Here is a 20,739-nt window from a genome sequence, read left to right as displayed (position 1 = left end):
CGGACCTGTGGGTGCGGACCGTCGGTCCGCACACTTTGAAAGATCTCAGACGATATCGTCGACCACGCCGCCATCCACGCGCAGTGCCGCACCGGAGGTGGCGGAGGCCTGCGGCGAGGCCAGGTACACCACCATGTTGGCCACTTCCTCGACCGTGGCGGTGCGCTGGATCACCGAAGACGGCCGGTGTGCCATCACGAACTCGCGACCGATCTGCTCCAGCGGCTTGCCACTGCGCTGGCGTTCATCTTCGAACATCGCCGCAAAGCCGTCGGACAGGGTCGGGCCGGGCAGCACCGCGTTGACGGTGACGCCGCTGCCGGCCACGCGCTTGGCCAGGCCGCGCGACAGCGACAGCTGCGCGGTCTTGCTGACTCCGTAATGGATCATGTCGGCCGGAATGTTGCGTGCGGATTCGGAGGAAATGAACAACACGCGGCCCCAACCGGCTGCCACCATCGCCGGCAGCAACGCACGCGACAGGCGCACGCCGGACATTACGTTGGTCTGCCAGTAACGCTCCCAGGTGGCGTCTTCGGTCTCGAAGAAGTCCTCGGGGCCGAAAATGCCGGCGTTGTTGACCAGGATGTCGACCTTGGGCAGGCCCGCCAGCAGGGTATCGACGCCGGCTGCATCGGAGAGGTCGGCGGCCACGCCGATCACCTCGGCCCCCGGAACGGCGGCTAGCAGGCGCTGGCGGGCGCGTTCGACGCTGTCGGTGCTGCGGCCGTTGAGAATGACCCGCGCACCCGCTGCGGCAAGACCCTGGGCGATCGCCAGGCCGATGCCGGCGGTGGAGGCGGTGATCAGCGCGGTGCGGCCACTGAGTTCGATTTTCATGACGATGATCCGGAGCGGGGGATTGCCCAGTATCCGCGTGGCGGCGTGATCGAACTGCAGCGCCAGGCGCAACGCGCCGTTGCACACGGCGCAGTAGATCCACGCCGTGCGTGGATGAAATGCCTGATTCAGCGGTGAGGGATCAGGTCAGGCTGGTCACCGCCTCATTCGCTGCCGCCCGCACCTTCGGCAGCATCCGCAGCACCAGCGCCATCTGCGTGCGGATCAGCTGCAGCTTCGGCGGCATCGCCTCATCGATCTGCTCCAGCTCGGCGGCCACCGCGCGGTCGGCGTCATTGTCGTCCTCGCTGACCGGCTGCCGTGCGGCCAGGGCCGAGGACAGCTGCTGCAGCGCCTTTCGCACGCGCTCACCGGCGGCCAGCGCCAGCGGATCACCGGCGTAGCTGTCCACCTGGTCGCGGTGCGCACCCAGCGCCGAGAGATGGCCGAGCAGCATGTTGGACAACGCCAGGAAATGGAAACCGGCATCGAGGTTGCGGCGCACGTGGCCCGGCTCGCGCAGCATGTTCGACAGCGCGGTGGACAGCGCGGCATCGGCGTTGTGCATGTCGCGGCGGGCGATGCGGTAGGCGAGGTCATCGCGCATGCCGCTGCGGTACTGGCCCAGTACCGAATCCAGGTAGCGTGCGGCGGTGTCCAGCACGCGCGCCAGCACGAGGTGCAGCTGGCGGCCCTGCCAGTCGGGCAGGATCAGGAACGCAGCCGCGGCGGCGATTGCGCAGCCCAGCAGCGTATCGACCATGCGCGGCACGATCAGCACGAAGCCATCGCCGATCAGGTTGAAGCAGGTCAGGGCCATCACCGTGATCGCCGCCGATGCCACCAGGTAGCGGTCGGTGCGGGTGAAGAAGAACAACAGCGCCGACAGCAGCGCGATCAGCAGCTGCACGTGCAGCTGCGGGAACAGCTGCAGCAGCGCCCAGGTCAGTACCAGGCCGGCCACGGTGCCGACGATGCGTTGCGCCAGGCGCTGGCGGGTGGCACCGAAGTTGGGGCGGCAAACGAACACGATGGTCAGCAGCACCCATGAGCCGTTCTGGGCATTGAACAGGCGGATTGCCGCGAAACCGGCGATCAGCGCCAATGCCATGCGCAGGCCGTGGCGGAACAGGACCGAACCGGGCGTGAGCTGCTGGCGCACGCGCACGCCCATCTCGCGCAGGGTGTGCGGGTTGCTGTCGCGCAGGCGGGTATCGACGTTGTCCAGGCTGGCCTCGGAACGCTCGGCGTCCAACAGGCGGCGTTCGATGCTGCGCAGGTTATGCACCAGCAGGTCCAGCGAGCCGAGCAGGCGTTGCCACTGCGGGCGCTGCTGGTCGCGCAGGTAGGCCAGCGCATCGGCCAGGTCGCGGCCGGCCTGCTGGTTGCTTTCGCCATACACGAACGGACGGCGCAGGCGGATCGCCTCGCCCAGCCGCGCGCAGGCCTGGCCCTGCAGGTCGAGCAGGCGCTGGCAGCGGTACAGCACGTCACTGTGGAAGAAGGCGTCGACCAGGGCGCCATACGGGTAGTGCGAGGAGCTGGCGCGCTCGTGGAAATCCTGTGCCATGTAATAGAGGCGCAGGTACAGGCCGGAGTTCACGCCTGGCCGCCCGGAACGGCCGAAGCGGGCCAGGATCGCGGTCTTGGCCTCGTTCAACGCACCGACCACGCGCCGGTTCTGCTCGGCCAGGTCGAGCTGGCGACGTTGCAGGTCAGCCTCGCGCACCGGCTCGAACAGTGTTGCCTTCAACTGCAGGTAGCGGCCCAGTTCAACGTACAGGCGCGCCACGCGTTCGCGGACCGGGCGGTTGGCGAACAGCGCGGTCCACAGGATCGACAGCAGGCCGTACCAGACCGCACCGGCCAGCAGGTGGCTGACCGCTTCCAGCGCGCTGTGCAGGTCGCTGGCGCCATGCTGCTCCAGCCCGATCATGGTGTAGATCGCCAGCGTTACCGTGGCCTGGGCGATCGACGCGTAGCGTTCGCCGAGCGCACCCAGCAGGGTCAGCCCGAACGTGGACAGCGCCAGCGCACCGATGAAGATCCATGGCCAGGGGAACAGCCAGATCACCGAGGCGGCGGCGAGGCAGAAGCACAGCAGCGACAGCAGTACCGCCTTGGTACGCCCCCACCAGTTGTCATCGGTCTCGGCGATGGCGCTGGCGATGATGCCGAGGAACACGCCGGGCAGGGCGGTGAGCGCATCCAGCTGCCAGCACACGGCAAGCGCTGCGGTCAGGGCGATGAACACACGCAGGCCGTAACTGGCCTTTTCGTGGGCCCACAGGCGGCTGAGGCGGGATTGGCGGGCGGACATGCAGGCTCGGTGGAAGGATCGAGCTTCATTATTGCGGGGTACGCGTGAAATATGGAGTGCGGACCGACGGTCCGCACCCGCCGGACATGGCCCGGCGCTACCGTTTCAGTCGATCCGCGCCATGCGCGGATGGGCCCTTCTACGCCCGCTGCGCGCGCTTGAGCAGCTTCGCTTCGCGCCTGCGTGCGCGACGTGCCCGCCAGCGCTCGGCCAGGCAGGAGAAGATCACGTACAGCGCCGGGGTGCTGAGCAGGGTCAGGCTCTGCGAGAAAAGCAGGCCGCCGATCATCGCGATACCCAGCGGACGACGCAGCTCGGACCCTTCGCCCAGGCCGATCGCCAGCGGAACCGCCGCCAGGATCGCCACCATCGTGGTCATCATGATCGGACGGAAGCGTACGATGCTGGCCTCGCGTGCCGCCTCGCGCGGTGCCAGTCCATGCTCGCGCTGCGCCACCAGCGCGAAGTCGATCATCATGATCGCATTCTTCTTGACGATGCCGATCAACAGCACCAGCGCGATCATCGAGATCACCGACAGTTCGGTGTTGGTGCCGAACAACGCCAGCAGCGCACCCACGCCCGCCGCCGGCAGCGTGGACAGGATGGTGACCGGATGGATCAGGCTCTCGTAGAGCATGCCCAGCACCAGGTACACGGTCAGGATCGCGGCAAACACCAGGATCAGCATGTCGCTGGGATCGGAGTTGAACCCGAACCCCGCATCATCGGCCAGGCGGATGTCGCCGGGCATGCGCATGCCGGCCACGGTGGCGTCGATGATCGCCTTGGCTTCGCCCATGCTCACGTTCGGCGCCAGGTTGTAGCTGAGGTCCATCGTCGTGTACTGGTTCTCATGGGTGATCTGCGAAGGCGCCAGCCCCGGCACCTGCTTGGCCACCGCAGTGAGCGGCACCATGTCGCCGTTGCGCGCACGCACATGCACCTCGTCCAGTGCCGCCGGCGTAGCGGTCTGCGAGGGCAGGGCGTTGACCACCACGCTGTACTGGTTGATGTCTGAATAGATGGTCGAGATCTGGCGCTGGCCGAACGCGCCGTACAGGGCGCCGTCGATGGCGCCGACCGAAACACCCAGGCGGGCTGCCTTGGCACGGTCGATCTCGATGTTCTGGCGCAGGCCGGCATTGTCCACGTCGGTGCCGACGTCGCGCAGCTTCGGGTTCTTCTTCAGCTCCGCCTGCAGCTTGGGCAGCCATTCCTGCAGTGACGCCAGGTCATTGCCCTGCAGCGAGATGCGGTACTGCGCGCCTTGGCTGGAGCCACCGCCATCGTTGCTGGGCAGATCCTGGATCGCGCGCAGGCGCAGCTGCAGGTCGGGGTAGCGGTCGGCCTTCGCACTCAGTCGCGCCAGGGCATGCGCGGTGGTTTCGCGGCGGCCTTCCTTGCGCGACTTCAGCTCGACGTTGAACTGTGCGCTGGAGCCCTGGCGGCCGCTGCCCAGGCGCACGCCCACTGTCTTCACCGCCGGGTCGGCCATCAGCATGTCGGTGATGCGGCGCTGGCGGCTGACCATGTCCTCGAAGGAGACCGTAGCGCTGGAGTTGGCGCGGCCCCAGATCAGGCCGGTGTCCTGCGGCGGGAACGCGCCCTTCTTCACTGCACCGAACAGGAAGATGGTTGCACCGATCAGCAGCAGCGGTGTCAGCGACAGCAGCAGCGCGTGGCGCAGCGAGAAGTCCAGGAACACGGTGTAGATGCGCAGCATGCGCTCGTGGCCGGCATCCAGCCAGCGGCCGAAGCGTGACGGCGGCGCCGTGTGGTCGTGGGCGCTGAGGAAGCGGCTGCACAGCGCCGGGGTCAGCGTCAGCGAGACGATCATCGAGACCACGATCGCTGCCACCAGGGTGACGGTGAACTCGCGGAAGAACGCGCCCATCATGCCGCTGGCGAACAGCAGCGGGATGAACACGGCCACCAGCGAGGCGGTGATCGAGACGATGGTGAAGCCGATCTCGCGCGCCCCGGTCAGTGCCGCCTGCATCCGCGGCATGCCTTCGTCGAGGTGACGCATGATGTTCTCGATCACCACGATCGCATCGTCGACCACGAAGCCGATCGCGATCACCAGCGCCAGCAGGCTCAGGTTGTTCAGGGTGAAGCCCATCACGTACATCACCAGCGCGGCACCGGCCAGCGACAGCGGCACGGTTACGGCGGCGATCAGCGTCGGCGCCAGCCGGCGCAGGAACAGCGCCATGGTCAGCACCACCATCGCCAGGCTGATCAGCAGGGTGATCTGCACCTCATGCAGCGACGAGCGGATGGTCGGCGTACGGTCGAAGTACGGCGTCATCGTGGTGCCGGGCTGCAGGTAGTCGCGCAGGGTCGGAATCTGCGCCTTGACCCGGTCCACGGTCTCCACGATGTTGGCGCCGGCACGGGTGAACACGTACATCACCACCGCCGGCTTGTGGTCGAACCACGCGGCCTGGTAGGCATCCTGCTGGCCGTCGTAGACGTTGGCGATGTCCTTCAGGCGGATCACCCGGCCGTCACCCTGGGTCTTGACCACCAGGTCGGCGAAGTCGGCCGCACGCGCGACCGAATCGTTGGCGATGATCGCGGTGGTGGTATTGCCATCGCTGAGGAAGCCGGTGGGCGAGGTGACATTGGCTGCGCGTACGGCGTTGCGCAGATCATCGGCAGTCAGGCCGAGGGCGTTCATCAGGCGCAGGTTGACGTCCACGCGTACCGCCGGCGTCGAGGCACCGGCGATGTCGACCGAGGCAACGCCGCTGATCTGGCGGATGCGCTGCGCCAGCAGCGAGTCGGCGACGTTGTACAGCTCATCGGCCGACTGCGTCTGCGAGGTCAGCGCGATGGCGATGACCGGGTCGTCGTTCGGGTTCGCCTTCTGGTACATCGGCGAGCCCATGCCCGAAGGCAGGTCGGCCTGCGCCGAGTTGATCGCGGTCTGCACGTCCAGCGCGGCCGAATCGATGTTGTGGCCGCTCTGGAAGATCATGAACACCAGCGAGCTGCCTTCCGAACTCGACGAGCGCATGCGGTCGATGCCCGGCAGCTGGCCGAGGTGGCGTTCCAGTGGCGCGGTGACCGTGGAGGCCATGGTCGCCGCATCGGCGCCGGACTGGCTGGCGTGCACGAAGATCACCGGGATCTCGATGTTCGGCAGCGCCGATACGCCCAGCCGCAGGTAGCAGATCAGTCCGACCATGAACAGGCCGATGGCCAGCAGCGCGGTGCCGATCGGGCGGCGGATGAAGGGGCCGGACAGGTTCATCGTGCGGCCCCTCGCAGCAGCGGGGCGTGGATCATGCCTGCGGCTCCTGCAGCGAACCGTTGCGCAGCGCGCGCTGTTCGCGGCGGCGGGCCAGCCATTCGGAGAATCGCTCCATGTACAGGTAGATCACCGGCGTGGTGTACAGCGTGACCAGCTGCGACAACAGCAGGCCGCCGACGATGGCGATGCCGAGCGGGCGGCGCAGTTCCGAGCCGATGCCGGTGCCCAGCGCCAGCGGCAGCGCGCCGAGCATGGCCGCAGCCGTCGTCATCATGATCGGGCGGAAGCGCAGCAGGCAGGCGCGGCGGATCGCTTCGTGTGCGTTGGCACCGGCGCGGCGGGCCTCGATGGCGAAGTCCACCATCATGATGCCGTTCTTCTTGACGATGCCGATCAGCAGCACGATGCCGACGATGCCATCCACCGACAGGCTCAGCCCGCACAGCATCAGCGCCAGCAGCGCGCCGACACCGGCCGGCGGCAGCGTGGAGATGATCGTGATCGGGTGGATGTAGCTCTCGTAGAGCACACCCAGCACGATGTAGATCACCACCAGCGAGGCCAGCAGCAGCCACACCACATCGGTCTGGCTGCCGGTGAATTCGGCGGCCTTGCCGATGAATTCGGCATGCAGGTGTGCCGGCATGTCCAGGCTGTCCTTGGTCTCCTGGATCGCACGCACGGCGTCGGACAGCGAATAGCCCGGCGCCACGTTGAACGAGACCGTCACCGCCGGCAGCTGCTGCTGGTGGCTGACCACCAGCGGCGCACTGCTGACCTTGCCTTCGGCCAGTGCCGACAGCGGAATGATGCTGCCGGCGCCGACGGTGATGCCGGTGTTCTGCGCGCCGATGCCGGTAGCCGTCGATGAATTCGACGAGGTGACCTGGCCGAAGCTGGTGGCATTGGTGCCGGTCAGAGCACCGGCACCATTGGAGGCAACGGCCAGCTGTTCCATCAGCGCGGTGCTGGTGCGGAACTCCGGCGCCACTTCCAGCACAACCCGATACTGGTTGAGTTCGGTGAAGATGGTCGAGATCTGGCGCTGGCCGAACGCATCGTAGAGCGTGTCGTCGATGGTCTGCATCGGCACGCCCAGCACGCTGGCCTTGTCGCGGTCGATGTTCAGCTCGAGGGCGCGGCCCTGGTTGGACAGGTTGTTGTCGACGTCAGCCAGTTCCGGGCGCTTGCGCAGCGCTTCGGTCAGGCGCGTGGCCTGGGTGGCCACCGTCGCCGGATCGACGTCCGACAACGAGTACTGGTACTCGGTGGCGGCCACGCGGGTGTCCAGGGTTACGTCCTGTACCGGCTTCAGGTACAGCGCCACGCCCGGAATACCGGCCACCGCCTTCTGCAGGCGCGGCAGGATCTCATCCAGGCCATCGCGCTCGCCGCGTTCCTTCAGCACGATCGACAGCTGGCCCTGGTTGAGCGTGGGATTCATGCTGCCCGCGCCAATGAAGGCCGACACGCCGGTCACATCCGGATCCTGGCGCAGCGCTTCGGCGACCTGCCTGGTGCGCTGCTCCATCTGCGGGAAGGCGATATTCTGGTCGGCCTGCACCACGCCGGTGATCAGGCCGGTGTCCTGTTCGGGCAGCAGGCCCTTGGGAATCAGCACGTACAGCAGCACGGTCAGCACCAGTGCGCCGCCGGCCACGGCCAGGGTCAGGCGCTGGTGGCCCAGCACCCAGTCCAGGCTGCGCTCGTACAGGCCGACGGTGCGCGTCCACAGGTTCTGCGTGCCGGCCGCCGCCGCACGCTCATGCGCGTCCTCGCCCTCGGGCAGGGCGTCGGGCTTGAGCAGGTAGGCGCACATCATCGGGGTGAGCGTCAGCGAGATCAGCATCGACAGCACCACCGCGATGCTCAGCACCCAGGCGAATTCGTGGAACAGGCGGCCGGTGACGCCGGGCATCAGCAGCAGCGGCAGGAACACTGCCACCAGCGACACGGTCAGCGACAGCACAGTGAAGCCGATCTGGCGCGCACCGATCTCGGCCGCTTCCTTGCCACTCTTGCCCTGCTCGATGTAACGCACGATGTTCTCGATCATCACGATCGCATCGTCGACCACGAAGCCGGTGGCCACCACCAGCGCCATCAGCGAGAGGTTGTCCAGCGACATGCCGGTGAAGGCCATCACCGCGAAAGTGCCCGCCAATGACAGTGGCACGGCCACCGAGGGAATGATCGTGGCCCACAGCCGGCGCAGGAACACGAAGATCACTGCCACCACCAGGCCGATGGTGAGGATCAGGGTGAACTGCACTTCATGCACCGAGGCGCGGATGGTCTCGGTACGGTCGTTGAAGATCTCCAGGTGCACGTCGGCTGGCAGCACGCCCTGCAGCTGCGGCAGGATCGCGCGGATGCGCTCGACGGTCTGCACGATGTTGGCGCCGGGCTGGCGCCGCACTTCCAGCAGCACCGCCGGCTTGCCATCGGCCCAGGCGGCCAGCTGGTCGTTCTCCACGCCATCAACCACTTCGGCCACGTCGGACAAACGCACCGGACGGCCGTTCTTGTAGCTGATGATGGTGTCGCGGTACTCGGCGGCACTGGTGAGCTGGTCGTTGGTACCGATGCTGTAGGACTGGGTCTTGCCGTTCAGTGAACCCTTGGGTGCATTGACGTTGGCCTGGGTCAGCGCGCTGCGCAGCTCTTCCAGGGTCAGGCCCATGTTCGACAGCTGCGCCGGATTGACCTGGATGCGCACGGCCGGACGCACGTTGCCGGCGATCGAGACCAGGCCCACGCCCTGTACCTGCGACAGGCGCTGGGCGAGGATCGAGTCAGCGTAGTTGTTGACGTCGCGCAGCGGCCGCGTATCGGAGGTCAGCTTGAGGGTGACGATGGCCGCGTCGGCCGGGTTCACCCGGTTGTAGACCGGCTGGTAGGGCAGCGACGAGGGCAGGGTGGCCTGGCGTATCGCCGCCTGTACGTCCTGCGCGGCGATGTCGATGTTCCGGTCCATCGAGAACTGCAGGATGATCGTGGACAACCCGGCCGACGAGTCGGAGGTCATCAGCTCCAGCCCGGAGATCTGACCGAACTGGCGCTCCAGCGGCGTGGTGACCAGCGAGGCCATGGTGGTGGCGTTGGCGCCAGGGTACTGGGTGGTGACCACCAGGCTGGGCGCATCGATTTCCGGCAGCGCCGACACCGGCAGCTTGCGGTAACCGAGGATGCCCAGCAGCAACAGGCCCGCCATCAACAGCGAGGTGGCGATGGGGCGGCGGATGAAGATCGTCGAAAAGCCCACGGACTGATCCTTGCTGGCACTTCAATGGCAGCGCCGGCAGGCTTGCCGGCGCGGGAAGGTCAGTAGCCTGCGCTCAGCGCGGGCCACCACCGCGACGGCCACCGCCGCCGTTCTTCTGCTCGGCGGCCTTCAGTTCGGCCTCGGTCGGTGCGACCGGGGTCTCGCCCGGCTTCAGCGCGGTGACCTTGCTGCCCGGCTTCAGGCGGAACTGGCCTTCGCTGACCACGCGCTCGCCGCCCTTCAGGCCTTCGGCGATCTGCACCTGGCTGTCACCCACTTCCACGCCGCTGCGCACGGTCTGCATCTTCACCGTGTTGTCGCCCTGCACGACATAGACGTACTCGCCATCCGGCCCGCGCAGTACGGCCTGGGTCGGAATGACCACGCCGCCGGCAATCGTGCGCAGCTGCATGCGCACGTTGACGAACTGGCCCGGCCACAGGCCGTTGTCGGTATTGTCGAAGATCGCGCGTGCCTTGAACGTGCCGCTGTCGGCACTGATCAGGTTGTCGACCACGTCCAGCTTGCCGTCACCGGACAGCACGTGCGAATCGGCGCGGTCCAGCGCTGCCACCGGCACCGCACCGGCGGCCTGTGCCTGGCGCACGTCGCCGAGCTGGCGCTCGGGCAGGTTGAACAGCACGTGGATCGGATGGATCTGGGTCAGGGTGACCAGCGCGGTGCCGGCGTTGACCACGTTGCCGGCGTCGACCGCACGGATGCCGGCGATGCCGGTGATCGGCGCGGTGACCTTGGTGTACTGCAGCTGCACCTGCGCCGAGCGCATGCTGGCCTCGTTCGCCGCGACTGCGCTTTCGTACTGTGCCACTTGGTTTCGCTGTGTATCCAGATCGGTCTTGGCGACGAACTGGCGATACTCCGGCGCGTTCGAGCGCTGGTAGTTGGAACGCGCGGTGGCCAGCAGCGCCTCGTTCTGGCGCTTGGATGCCACCGCCTGGTCATAGCTGGCCTGGGCGGTGCGCGGGTCGATCACCGCCAGCACATCGCCCTTCTTCACTTCCTGGCCTTCGCGGAAGTTCAGGCTCATCAGCTGTCCGCCCACCTGCGGGCTGACGGTGACGGTGTTCATTGCCGTCACCGTGCCCAGCGCGCTGGCATAGACCGGCACGTCCTGGCGTGCCGCATCCACCACGGTGACCGGCACCGGGCCGGCATCCGGGTCTTCACCGCCCTGGCGCGCAGCTGCTGCCGCGCCACCGGCCTTTTCCTTGCCCCCGCCAAGCACGCGCAGGCCGACCACGGCCAGCACCAGTACCGCCACGACCAGCAGCACGATCTTCCAAACACGTGACATTCAAGGACTCCAAGAGGGCTGGACGGGGCGCGGCCCCGGTTGGCAATGCGCAAAGCATACCTGCGCCACATCACGTTTCCTGCATGACGGATGGGACGGGCGCTATGACCGGATCTGGCCGCGGAGGTTCCCGTGGCGGCGGCGTTGCCCTACATTCAGCTGGAACCCCCTTTGCCGTGGAGATTGCGATGCGCCGTTCGCTGCTGCTGTCCGCCCTGCTGCTGGCCCTGCCGGTCCTTGCCCATGTCCAGGACGGGCAACGCCCCGAAGTGACCGCCGCCGCCCAGCGCCTGCAGGCCAAGGTGGTCGAATGGCGCCGTGACTTCCATCAGCACCCGGAGCTGTCCAACCGCGAGGTGCGAACCTCGGCCGAGGTCGCCAAGCGCCTGCGTGCGATGGGCCTGAAGCCGAAGACCGGCATCGCCCACCACGGCGTGGTGGCGATCATCGAAGGCGGCAAGCCCGGCCCGAAGATCGCCCTGCGCGCGGACATGGACGCGCTGCCGGTGACCGAACAGACCGGCCTGCCGTTCGCCTCCAAGGCCACCGACCAGTACCGCGGGCAGACCGTGGGCGTGATGCATGCCTGCGGCCATGACGCGCACACCGCCACCCTGCTGGGCGTGGCCGAAGCATTGGTCGCGATGAAGAAGGACCTGCCGGGCCAGGTGATGCTGATCTTCCAGCCGGCCGAGGAAGGTGCACCGCCGCCGGAAGAGGGCGGTGCCGCACTGATGCTGAAGGAAGGCCTGTTCGCCGACTTCAAGCCGGAGGCGGTATTCGGCCTGCACGTGTTCTCCAGTGTGCAGGCCGGACAGATCGCGGTGCGCGGTGGCCCGCTGATGGCGGCCTCGGACCGTTTCGGCATCAAGGTGATCGGCCGCCAGACGCACGGCTCGGCGCCGTGGAACGGGGTTGATCCGATCGTCGCCACCGCCGACCTGGTGGGGACCGCGCAGACCATCGTCAGCCGCCGCGCCAACCTGTCCAAGCAGCCTGCCGTGCTGACCTTCGGCGCGATCAACGGCGGCATCCGCTACAACATCATTCCCGATGAAGTGGAGATGGTTGGCACCATCCGCACCTTCGACGAAGGCATGCGCCAGCAGATCTTTGCCGACCTGCGCAACGTGGCCGAGCACACCGCCGCCGCGCATGGCGCCAAGGCGGTGACCGAGATCTACGAGGCCGATGGCAACCCGGCCACGGTGAACGACCCGGCACTGACCGCGAAGATGCTGCCGAGCCTGCAGGCGGTGGTGGGCAAGGACAACGTGTACGAGCCGCCGCTGCAGATGGGTGCGGAGGATTTCTCGCTGTACGCGAAGGAAGTGCCGGGCATGTTCTTCTTCGTGGGTTCCACCAGCGTGGGCATCGACCCGGCGACGGCACCGGCCAATCATTCGCCGAAGTTCCTGCTGGATGAGAAGGCGCTGGATGTGGGATTGCGCGCGTTGCTGCAGGTGAGCCTGGATTACCTGCACGGTGCCGGCACCCCGGCGGGGTGAGGGTTACCGGCAGGGCTTGCAGCCCTGCACCCGCCGAGGCAACGGCAACAGCCGGAGCAACGGCAAAAGCTGGCTATCCGTGGGATGGCGGGGTGGGTCCGGTGGCAGGGGACGGCGCAAGTACGTCCCTGTAGCCTCGGTCGCGCCATCCATGGCGCTCACGCCCCTGCCACCGGACCCACCCCGCCTTCGACAGTTTCCCGCGGCTGTCGGAACGACATCCTGCTTTGGTAGGTGTCGACCTTGGTCGACACGGCGGACGTCATGAACGTCTGAAGGATCGGCTTTTGATTTTGATTTTTCTGATCCTTCCCGTGGTGGCGCAGGAAACTGTCCGTGGCCGGGAGGGTGGGTTGGCTGGGGGCGACCGAGCTTACATGGACGTACTTGCAGCGGCCCCCAGCCACCCCACCCCCCCGGCCGACCCCGAGATCCTGCCCTGAACCACCACGGAGGGGCTCCGCCGTTGGCCGGCCCGCCCGAAGGCCCGCCCTCCGCGCGATACAATGACCCCCATGAACACCCCACAGGATTCCAGCCTCGGTCGCGAGGTCAGTTACCCGTCGCAGTACGATCCCGGCCTGCTGTTTCCCATCCCGCGCAGCGGCGCCCGCGCCGAGATCGGCCTCGACGATGCCGCGCTGCCGTTCGTCGGCCACGACCGCTGGCACGCCTTCGAGCTGAGCTGGCTCGACCCGCGTGGCAAGCCGCAAGTCGCCGTCGCCACCGTGCAGGTGCCATGCACTTCGCCGCGGTTGATCGAATCGAAGTCGTTCAAGCTGTACCTCAACTCCCTCAACAGCACCCGCATCGACAGCGCCGAGGCACTGCGCGAGCGCCTGGTGGCCGACCTGTCGGCCTGCGCCGGTGCGCCGGTCCAGGTCGAGTTCGGCCTGCCGGGCCTGCGTGAGACGCCGCTCGGTGAATCCATCGACGGGCTGGACGTGGAGATCGACTGCTACGGTCCGCCGCAGGCGGACTTCCTTGCCGCCGATGCGGGCGAGGTGGTGGAAGAGACCCTGGTCTCGTCGCTGCTGAAGTCCAACTGCCCGGTCACCGGCCAGCCGGACTGGGCCACGGTCAGCCTGCGTTACCGCGGGCCGAAGATCGACCGTGCCGGCCTGCTGCGCTATCTGGTCAGCTACCGCGAGCACGCCGAGTTCCACGAGCAGTGCGTTGAGCGGATCTTCAGCGAGGTGACTTCGCGCTGCCAGCCGCAGTGGCTGGAAGTGGAGGCCCGCTATACCCGCCGTGGTGGCCTGGACATCAATCCCTGGCGCGCCAGTCCCGGCATCGCCGCCCCGGCTGCGACCTACCGCGAACTGCGGCAGTAACCCAGCAGGCGGTTACCGGTCGTGCCGGCCGCTGGTCGGCAACCACGTGGAACCGGTGTCCAGGGCAAGCCGGCCAGCGGCCGGCACGACCGGACACCTTCTCTCCCGATTGTTCAGCCGCCCCCGGGGGCGGCTTCACATCTGCACCATCCCCATTTAACAACCTCCATGGCACCGTGCGAACCACGTAGTCATGCAGACGGGAGTTGTGGATGAGTACCGAGAAGAAAGCCGATTTCTCCGGCGTCAGTGGCAGCGTCGACAGTACCGCCGAGCAGGTGCCGAAGGCGGACTTCTCCGGCGTCAGCGCCTCGGTGGACAGCACCGCAGACGTTGTCAGCGGCGGCACCTATACCGTGCAGAAGGGTGACTCGCTGTCGAAGATCGCCAAGCAGCATCTGGGCGACGCCAATGCCTGGAAGAAGATCTTCGAAGCCAACCGCGATGTGCTTGATGACCCGGACAAGATCTTCCCGGGCCAGACCCTGAAATTGCCGCCGAAGTAAGCCGGCCGAACGTCGTCCGACAATCCCTGGGAGGAACCCCGAATGATCAAGACCACCCCGCTCCAGACCGCCCTGATCGCCGCCCTGCTGGGCAGCGTCGCCTTGGTCGGTTGCAAGAAGAAAGAAGAGTCGACCGACAACAATGCCGCTCCGGCAGCGACCGCTCCGGCCGAACCGGCAGCACCCGCACCGATGACCGGCGCGCCGCCGCCGATGGCCGAAGCTGCTGCAGTGAGCGTCTCGGCGGTCACCGTCGGCAAGACCGCAGCCGCCGACAAGTCGGTTGCGACCACGGCGTTGTTCGCACCGAAGGACGACATCATCGTTTCGGTCAAGACCGACGGTGCCGCCAACAACGTCACCGTTGGCGCGAAGCTGACCTACCAGGACGGCCAGGTGGCCGGCGAACAGAACGCCACCCTGAACACCAGCGGTGCGGAAACCACCAACGTCACGTTCAAGAATGCAAAGGGCTGGCCGGCCGGCAAGTACCGCGCCGAGGTCACCGTCGATGGCAAGGCGGCCGGAACGCCGCAGGAGTTCGAGGTCAAGTAAGTCCTGCCGACTCTCTCCCGGCAGGGCTCACGATGGACGCAGCCGCGAGGCTGCGTCCTTTTTTATTGGGCGATGGCCGCTTTGGGGGGCTAGCGGGATACGCTGAACGGAACACGGACAGGTCGGGGGACAGGATGCTCAGCTGGATTGCGCTCACACTCGCAATGGGACCTGCGAATCTCTGGAGCTACAGTTGCGACCACTTCCTATACGGCGCCTGTCTGCGCGTGCCGACAGGCATGTCCGTGACCTACGAGGCACCTGTTGACTTTGGTCTGCACCGCATCAGGCGTGATGGTAGGGAAGTCGCCTTGATCTACGAAGGCGATGCCCCCGAAAAGCCTGTGCCAGGAAGCACGCCGGATCTGCGCTTCACGGATGGCGGATATGTCGTGTCGGGGTATGCAAGGGCGGAAGGACCTTCCACCCGGTACGACGTCTACGTTCGACCCGGATCATCTGGCGCCGGTTCGCTGCACATCCGAGGTTCTGCAGCGACGGCTGATGAACTCGCCAGCCTGGCCGCCGTCGTTGGGGGATTCCGTGTCTGCAACTTCCAGCAAAGCAGGCGCGCACAGACGTTGACCTGTCCGAGGCGTGCCGAGTGGGGGCAGCGATTGTCGGAGTGGGTCATGCGTGCCTCCACGAGCGGGAAGTCGAATTAGCCATCAAGCCTCAGCTTCCAGACCGGAAGCGAGCCAACGACGAAACACAGCCGTCCAGTACCAGTGCGTATGGCGCGGCTTTGCCCCGCGCGGCTGAAAACGCGACAATGCAGGGGTTTCCCCGCCGCGCGCCCACCCTGACGGCGACGGGGGAAAGCGACACGGTTGCACGTGGCCCGGCGCTGGCGCCGGCCTTCCCCTGAGCATTGCTACAGAGTCCAAGTCCCCCATGTCCAAGATCCTCTACACGCTGACCGACGAAGCCCCGTTCCTGGCCACCCAGTCGCTGCTGCCGATCGTCGGCGCCTACACCGCCACCGCAGGCATCGTGGTGGAAACCCGTGACATCTCGCTGTCCGGCCGCATCCTGTCGCAGTTCCCGGAACTGCTCAGTGACGCGCAGAAGGTCAGCGACGACCTGGCCGAGCTGGGCCAGCTGGCGACCACCCCGGACGCCAACATCATCAAGCTGCCGAACATCTCCGCCTCGGTGCCGCAGCTGAAGGCGGCCATCAAGGAACTGCAGGACCAGGGTTACCCGCTGCCGGATTACCCGGAAACCCCGGCCGACGACCAGCAGCGCGACTACAAGGCGCGCTACGACAAGGTCAAGGGCAGTGCGGTGAATCCGGTGCTGCGCGAAGGCAACTCCGACCGCCGCGCACCGCTGTCTGTGAAGAACTACGCGCGAAAGCACCCGCACCGCATGGGCGCCTGGGCGTCGGATTCGAAGTCGCACGTCGCGCACATGGCCGCCGGTGATTTCTACGGCAGCGAGAAGTCGGCCACCCTGGCCAACGCCGGTGCGCTGAAGATCACCTTCCACGGCAAGGACGGCAGCACCGTCGTGCTGAAGGAAAAGACCGCGGTCAAGGCCGGCGAGATCGTTGATGCTGCGGTGATGAGCCGCAAGGCGCTGGCCGCGTTCATCGCTGAGCAGATCGCCGATGCCAAGGCCCAGGGCGTGCTGTTCTCGCTGCACCTGAAGGCGACCATGATGAAGGTCTCCGACCCGATCATGTTCGGCGTGGCGGTCAACGAGTTCTACAAGGACGTGCTGGCCAAGCATGCCGACGTGCTGAAGCAGGCCGGTTTCGATGCCAACAACGGCATCGGTGACCTGGCTGCGCGCCTGCCTTCTCTGCCGGAAGCCACCCGTGCTGCGATCGAAGCCGACCTGGCTGCCGAGTACGCGCAGCGCCCGGGCGTGGCCATGGTCAACTCGGACAAGGGCATCACCAACCTGCACGTGCCGAGCGACGTCATCGTCGACGCCTCGATGCCGGCGATGATCCGCGACTCCGGCAAGATGTGGAACGCCGAAGGCAAGTTGCAGGACACCAAGGCCGTCATTCCGGACCGCTGCTATGCCGGCGTGTACCAGGCCGTCATCGACGACTGCAAGGCGCACGGGGCCTTCGACCCGGCCACCATGGGCTCGGTGCCGAACGTCGGCCTGATGGCGCAGAAAGCCGAAGAGTACGGCTCGCACGACAAGACCTTCCAGATCGCCGCCGATGGCGTGGTCAAGGTCACCGACGACGCTGGCACCGTGGTGTTCGAGCACGCTGTGGAAGCCGGTGACATCTGGCGCATGTGCCAGACCAAGGACGCGCCGATCCAGGACTGGGTCAAGCTGGCCGTCGAGCGCGCCCGCCTGAGCAGCACCCCGGCCGTGTTCTGGCTGGATGCCGCCCGCGCCCACGACGCGCAGGTCATCGCCAAGGTCGAGCAGTATCTGAAGGACCACGACACCAACGGCCTGGACATCCGCATCCTGCCGCCGGTGGAAGCCACCGCGTTCTCGCTGGACCGCATCCGCAAGGGCGAGGACACCATCTCGGTGACCGGCAACGTGCTGCGCGACTACCTCACCGACCTGTTCCCGATCATGGAGCTGGGCACCAGCGCCAAGATGCTGTCGATCGTGCCGCTGATGGCCGGTGGTGGCCTGTTCGAGACCGGTGCCGGTGGTTCGGCGCCGAAGCACGTGCAGCAGTTCGTCGAAGAGGACTACCTGCGCTGGGATTCGCTGGGTGAGTTCCTGGCCCTGGCCGCCTCGCTGGAACACCTGGGCAACCGCTACGACAACGCTGCCGCCCGTGTGCTGGCCAAGGCCCTGGACGAAGCCAACGGCCAGTTCCTGGACAACGACAAGTCGCCGTCGCGCAAGCTGGGTGGCATCGACAACCGTGGCAGCCACTTCTACATCGCGCTGTACTGGGCCCAGGCCCTGGCCGCGCAGGACGAAGATGCTGCACTGAAGGCGCGCTTCGCTCCGCTGGCCAAGGCACTGACCGACAACGAGCAGAAAATCGTTGAAGAGCTGATCGCGGTGCAGGGCAAGGCCGTGGACATCGGCGGCTACTACCGCCCGGACGTGGCCAAGGCCAGCAAGGCGATGCGCCCGAGCGCGACCTTCAACGCCGCGCTGGAGCAGCTGCGCGGCTGATCCGTCGCCGTTCGGTCGTGACCCCGGAACCCGCGCTTCGGCGCGGGTTTCTTTTTGGGCGGCCCCATTCGACCCGCGTCCAGAACCGTGACATCCGTTGGCTGTCGGAATGCCGTCAAAGCGGCATGAAACTTGCCCGCGATGGCTGTCGCAGAACCGATCGGACACCGTCTGCAACCGCTTCCGATCTGAGCAGTCGATCACGACGGCTGCCGCTGGCGATGTCCTAGCCTTGGCGACGCGAGGCCACCGGGGAGGTGGCCGCACGGGGAACACGGATGGCACGCGTGCTGGTAGTGGGAACCGACATCCAGGGCGAGCAGGCCCTGCTGCAGCGGCTGCGCGTGGCATCGGCGCTGCCGGACGGCCAGATCCGCCGCAGCCAGGATCTGGACGATTGCGATCTGCTGGTCATCCGCGATACACCGGCGCTGCGCAACGCGGCCCTGCGCATGCGCCAGCAACGCCCGCGACTGCAGTGCTGGATCGAGGATCTGGGGGGCCAGCTGCGCGACGGCGATGGCCATCAGGATATACTTGATGACGGTGCCATCGGCCGCGCCCTGCGCGGGATGCAGTTGGCAGTGGAGCCCCTGGCCATGCACGCACCCGCACCGATCCGTCTTGCCGATGGTGCACACGCCATCACCCGCCTGCTGCGCGAGCGGCTGCCCCTGCGCCAGGGGCAGGCACTGCTGAGTGACGCGGGTGACCCCGTCCTGCTGATGGACCTTGAGCATGATCAGGCCGTGCTGCTGCAGGAGCCGGCGAGCGCGCTGGTGGAGCGTTTGGCCGATGCCTTCGAACGCCTGCAGCTGGATGCGCTCACGCCGGCTCGCCTGCAGGCCCTGGCCGGTGAGCGGCCGCGCCAGCCGCTGCGGCCGCTGCTATGGCAATGGGCGCAACGCAGTCGCCACTGGCAGGCACTGGACGAACGCCTGCGTGGCGCCTCGGTGAAGCTGCTGCGCTGGCCGGATTTCCGCGTGCTGGGTCACGACCACGATGGCTTCCGCCTGTGTTCGCTGCTGCTCAAGCGCGCGTGCACGGTTGAAGAATGCGCGATGCTGCTCGAGTTGCCGGCTGCCGCGGTGCGCGATTTCATCCATGCCGCCTATCTCTGCGGTTACGCGCAGTTGCAGAGCGCCCCGGCGGCACCGATGACGGCGCTACGCGGCAATGGCACCGACCACGGCCTGCTTGCCCGCCTGTGGCGGCACCTGCGCGGGAGCGAGCGCAATGCGTGAGCACAAGGTGGTCGTGCTCGGTGGCATGGGCAGCGGCAAGTCGACACTCGTGCGCAGCATCGCGGCCGGTGCGGTGATCGACACCGATGTGGCCAACAGTGATCGCCTCGGCGCCGACAAGGCCTCCACCACCGTCGCGCTGGACTACGCAGACATCGACCTGCCCAACGGCGAGCGCCTGCGTCTCTATGGAACGCCCGGCCAGCAGCGCTTCGATTTCCTGTGGCCGATCCTGCTGCAGGGAGCACGTGGCGCGGTGCTGCTGCTGGACGCGCGCCGTGCCGGGTTGGCCGGCGAGCTGGAGGACTACCTGCAGGTGCTGCAGCCGTTCGCAGCGTCATTGGCGCTGGTGGTGGCGGTCACCCATCTCGACCAGGCGCCGCACGCTGCGCTGGACGACTGGGCTGCACGCGCCAGCCTGGATGATCAACCGCTGCCTTTGCTGGCGGTGGATGCCCGCGACCGCGAACAGGGATTGCTGCTGATGGATGTACTGATGAGCGAAATGGAAGCGCACGCACTGGTGGCCGCGCATGGCTGACGGGCAGATGGCGGTGCTGCCCGATGCCGGCCAGCGTGCGCGCCTGCAGCCGCTGCTGCAGGACCTGCAGCAGCGGGTGGAAGGCGTGCGCACGGTAGTGCTGGCCAGTGTCGATGGCTTTGCCCTGGTCAGCGCTGGTGCCGAAGGGCGCGGCGAACGGCTGGCGGCAATGACCAGCGCGATGCTGGCGCTGGCCGCGGCGGTCGGGCGCGAACTGCTGCTGGGGGATCTGCAGACGCTGATGCTGGAGGCGGCCGGCGGCAAGGTGCTGATGCTGGCGATCCAGGCCGAGGGACGTGCACCGCTGCTGCTGATGGCGGCCTGCGACCAGCGCAGCGTGATCGGCCAGGTGCTGTGGCAGAGCAGGGAATGTGGCCAGGCGATCCTGGCCGAACTCGGCGGATCGTGAGCCCGGCCGCAGGGGAACGAGGGGCTCGAACCAACATCGACAAGGGGTGCGACGTGGCTGGATTGAATGAATCGTTGAACGCACTGATGGGCATCGACGGCGCGCAGGCAGTGGCGCTGGTCGACTACGAAAGCGGCATGCTGCTGGGCGAGGCCGGTGCCGGCATGGACATGGAAGTGGCCGCCGCCGGCAACACCGAAGTGATCCGCGCCAAGATGAAGACCGCCGCGTCGCTGAACCTCAACGACAGCATCGAGGACATTCTGATCTCGCTGGGCAAGGCGTACCACATCATGCGCCCGGTGGCGAAGAAGAAGGGCTTGTTCTTCTACATCGTGCTGGACCGTACCAAGTCCAACCTGGCGCTGGCCCGGCGCAAGGTGCAGGACGTGGAGTCCGAACTGGCGATCTGAGCCATTGGCTTCGGTAGAGTCGAGCCCGCCCGACTGCTCTTTGCAACTGTAGAGCCGAGCCATGCTCGGCTGCTTCTGCCTGGATCAGCCGAGCATGGGCTCGGCTCTAC

The 20,739-nt window shown here is 67.0% G+C and carries 14 protein-coding genes; 9 read left to right on the top strand and 5 right to left on the bottom strand.

Annotated features, from left to right (window positions below):
* Positions 1–45: 45 nt before the first annotated feature.
* From AC5P6E_RS03070 to AC5P6E_RS03050, 5 genes are all read right to left on the bottom strand, one after another.
* The gene (locus AC5P6E_RS03070) at positions 46–840 is read right to left on the bottom strand and encodes an SDR family NAD(P)-dependent oxidoreductase (protein ID WP_495230686.1); all 795 of its coding nucleotides are present in this window, start codon (positions 838–840) and stop codon (positions 46–48) included.
* Between the two features lie 142 nt (positions 841–982).
* Complete coding sequence (gene yccS / locus AC5P6E_RS03065) at positions 983–3,160, bottom strand: YccS family putative transporter (protein WP_312719472.1); 2,178 nt, start codon at positions 3,158–3,160, stop codon at positions 983–985.
* A gap of 139 nt (positions 3,161–3,299) precedes the next feature.
* Positions 3,300–6,422, bottom strand: coding sequence for an efflux RND transporter permease subunit (locus AC5P6E_RS03060; RefSeq protein WP_217014404.1), 3,123 nt, complete (start codon positions 6,420–6,422; stop codon positions 3,300–3,302).
* 31 nt (positions 6,423–6,453) lie between these two features.
* Positions 6,454–9,687 (bottom strand): efflux RND transporter permease subunit, encoded by a 3,234-nt coding sequence (locus tag AC5P6E_RS03055; protein WP_043397347.1) that lies wholly within the window; start codon positions 9,685–9,687, stop codon positions 6,454–6,456.
* Positions 9,688–9,760: 73 nt separating this feature from the next.
* On the bottom strand, positions 9,761–11,002 hold the full coding sequence (locus AC5P6E_RS03050; RefSeq protein ID WP_010481017.1) for an efflux RND transporter periplasmic adaptor subunit: 1,242 nt from the start codon (positions 11,000–11,002) through the stop codon (positions 9,761–9,763).
* A gap of 188 nt (positions 11,003–11,190) precedes the next feature.
* Between AC5P6E_RS03050 and AC5P6E_RS03045 the strand changes: the two genes are divergently transcribed.
* The 9 genes from AC5P6E_RS03045 (at position 11,191) to AC5P6E_RS03005 (ending at position 20,629) form a co-directional block, all read left to right on the top strand.
* On the top strand, positions 11,191–12,510 hold the full coding sequence (locus AC5P6E_RS03045; RefSeq protein ID WP_495230685.1) for a M20 family metallopeptidase: 1,320 nt from the start codon (positions 11,191–11,193) through the stop codon (positions 12,508–12,510).
* Positions 12,511–13,025: 515 nt separating this feature from the next.
* Positions 13,026–13,844, top strand: coding sequence for an NADPH-dependent 7-cyano-7-deazaguanine reductase QueF (queF, locus tag AC5P6E_RS03040; protein ID WP_010481022.1), 819 nt, complete (start codon positions 13,026–13,028; stop codon positions 13,842–13,844).
* 212 nt (positions 13,845–14,056) lie between these two features.
* Complete coding sequence (locus tag AC5P6E_RS03035) at positions 14,057–14,350, top strand: LysM peptidoglycan-binding domain-containing protein (RefSeq protein ID WP_005419771.1); 294 nt, start codon at positions 14,057–14,059, stop codon at positions 14,348–14,350.
* A gap of 42 nt (positions 14,351–14,392) precedes the next feature.
* Complete coding sequence (locus tag AC5P6E_RS03030) at positions 14,393–14,905, top strand: hypothetical protein (RefSeq protein WP_019336714.1); 513 nt, start codon at positions 14,393–14,395, stop codon at positions 14,903–14,905.
* Positions 14,906–15,799: 894 nt separating this feature from the next.
* Positions 15,800–18,022, top strand: a complete 2,223-nt coding sequence (locus AC5P6E_RS03025; protein WP_241873587.1) for an NADP-dependent isocitrate dehydrogenase — start codon at positions 15,800–15,802, stop codon at positions 18,020–18,022.
* 278 nt (positions 18,023–18,300) lie between these two features.
* Entirely contained in the window at positions 18,301–19,266 is a 966-nt protein-coding gene (locus AC5P6E_RS03020) for a hypothetical protein (protein WP_159360643.1), read from the top strand.
* Positions 19,259–19,807, top strand: coding sequence for a GTP-binding protein (locus AC5P6E_RS03015; protein WP_010481027.1), 549 nt, complete (start codon positions 19,259–19,261; stop codon positions 19,805–19,807). Before AC5P6E_RS03020 ends, AC5P6E_RS03015 begins: the two co-directional genes overlap by 8 nt.
* Positions 19,800–20,216, top strand: a complete 417-nt coding sequence (locus tag AC5P6E_RS03010; RefSeq protein WP_057502417.1) for a roadblock/LC7 domain-containing protein — start codon at positions 19,800–19,802, stop codon at positions 20,214–20,216. Before AC5P6E_RS03015 ends, AC5P6E_RS03010 begins: the two co-directional genes overlap by 8 nt.
* Positions 20,217–20,269: 53 nt before the next feature.
* The gene (locus AC5P6E_RS03005) at positions 20,270–20,629 is read left to right on the top strand and encodes a hypothetical protein (protein WP_043397376.1); all 360 of its coding nucleotides are present in this window, start codon (positions 20,270–20,272) and stop codon (positions 20,627–20,629) included.
* The last annotated feature ends 110 nt before the right edge of the window (positions 20,630–20,739 follow it).

The sequence above is a fragment of the Stenotrophomonas sp. YJH_SMC_16 genome, from assembly GCF_059367875.1.
Note: the sequence above shows the minus strand (reverse complement) of the source record. Positions and strands in the feature narration are given on the sequence as shown.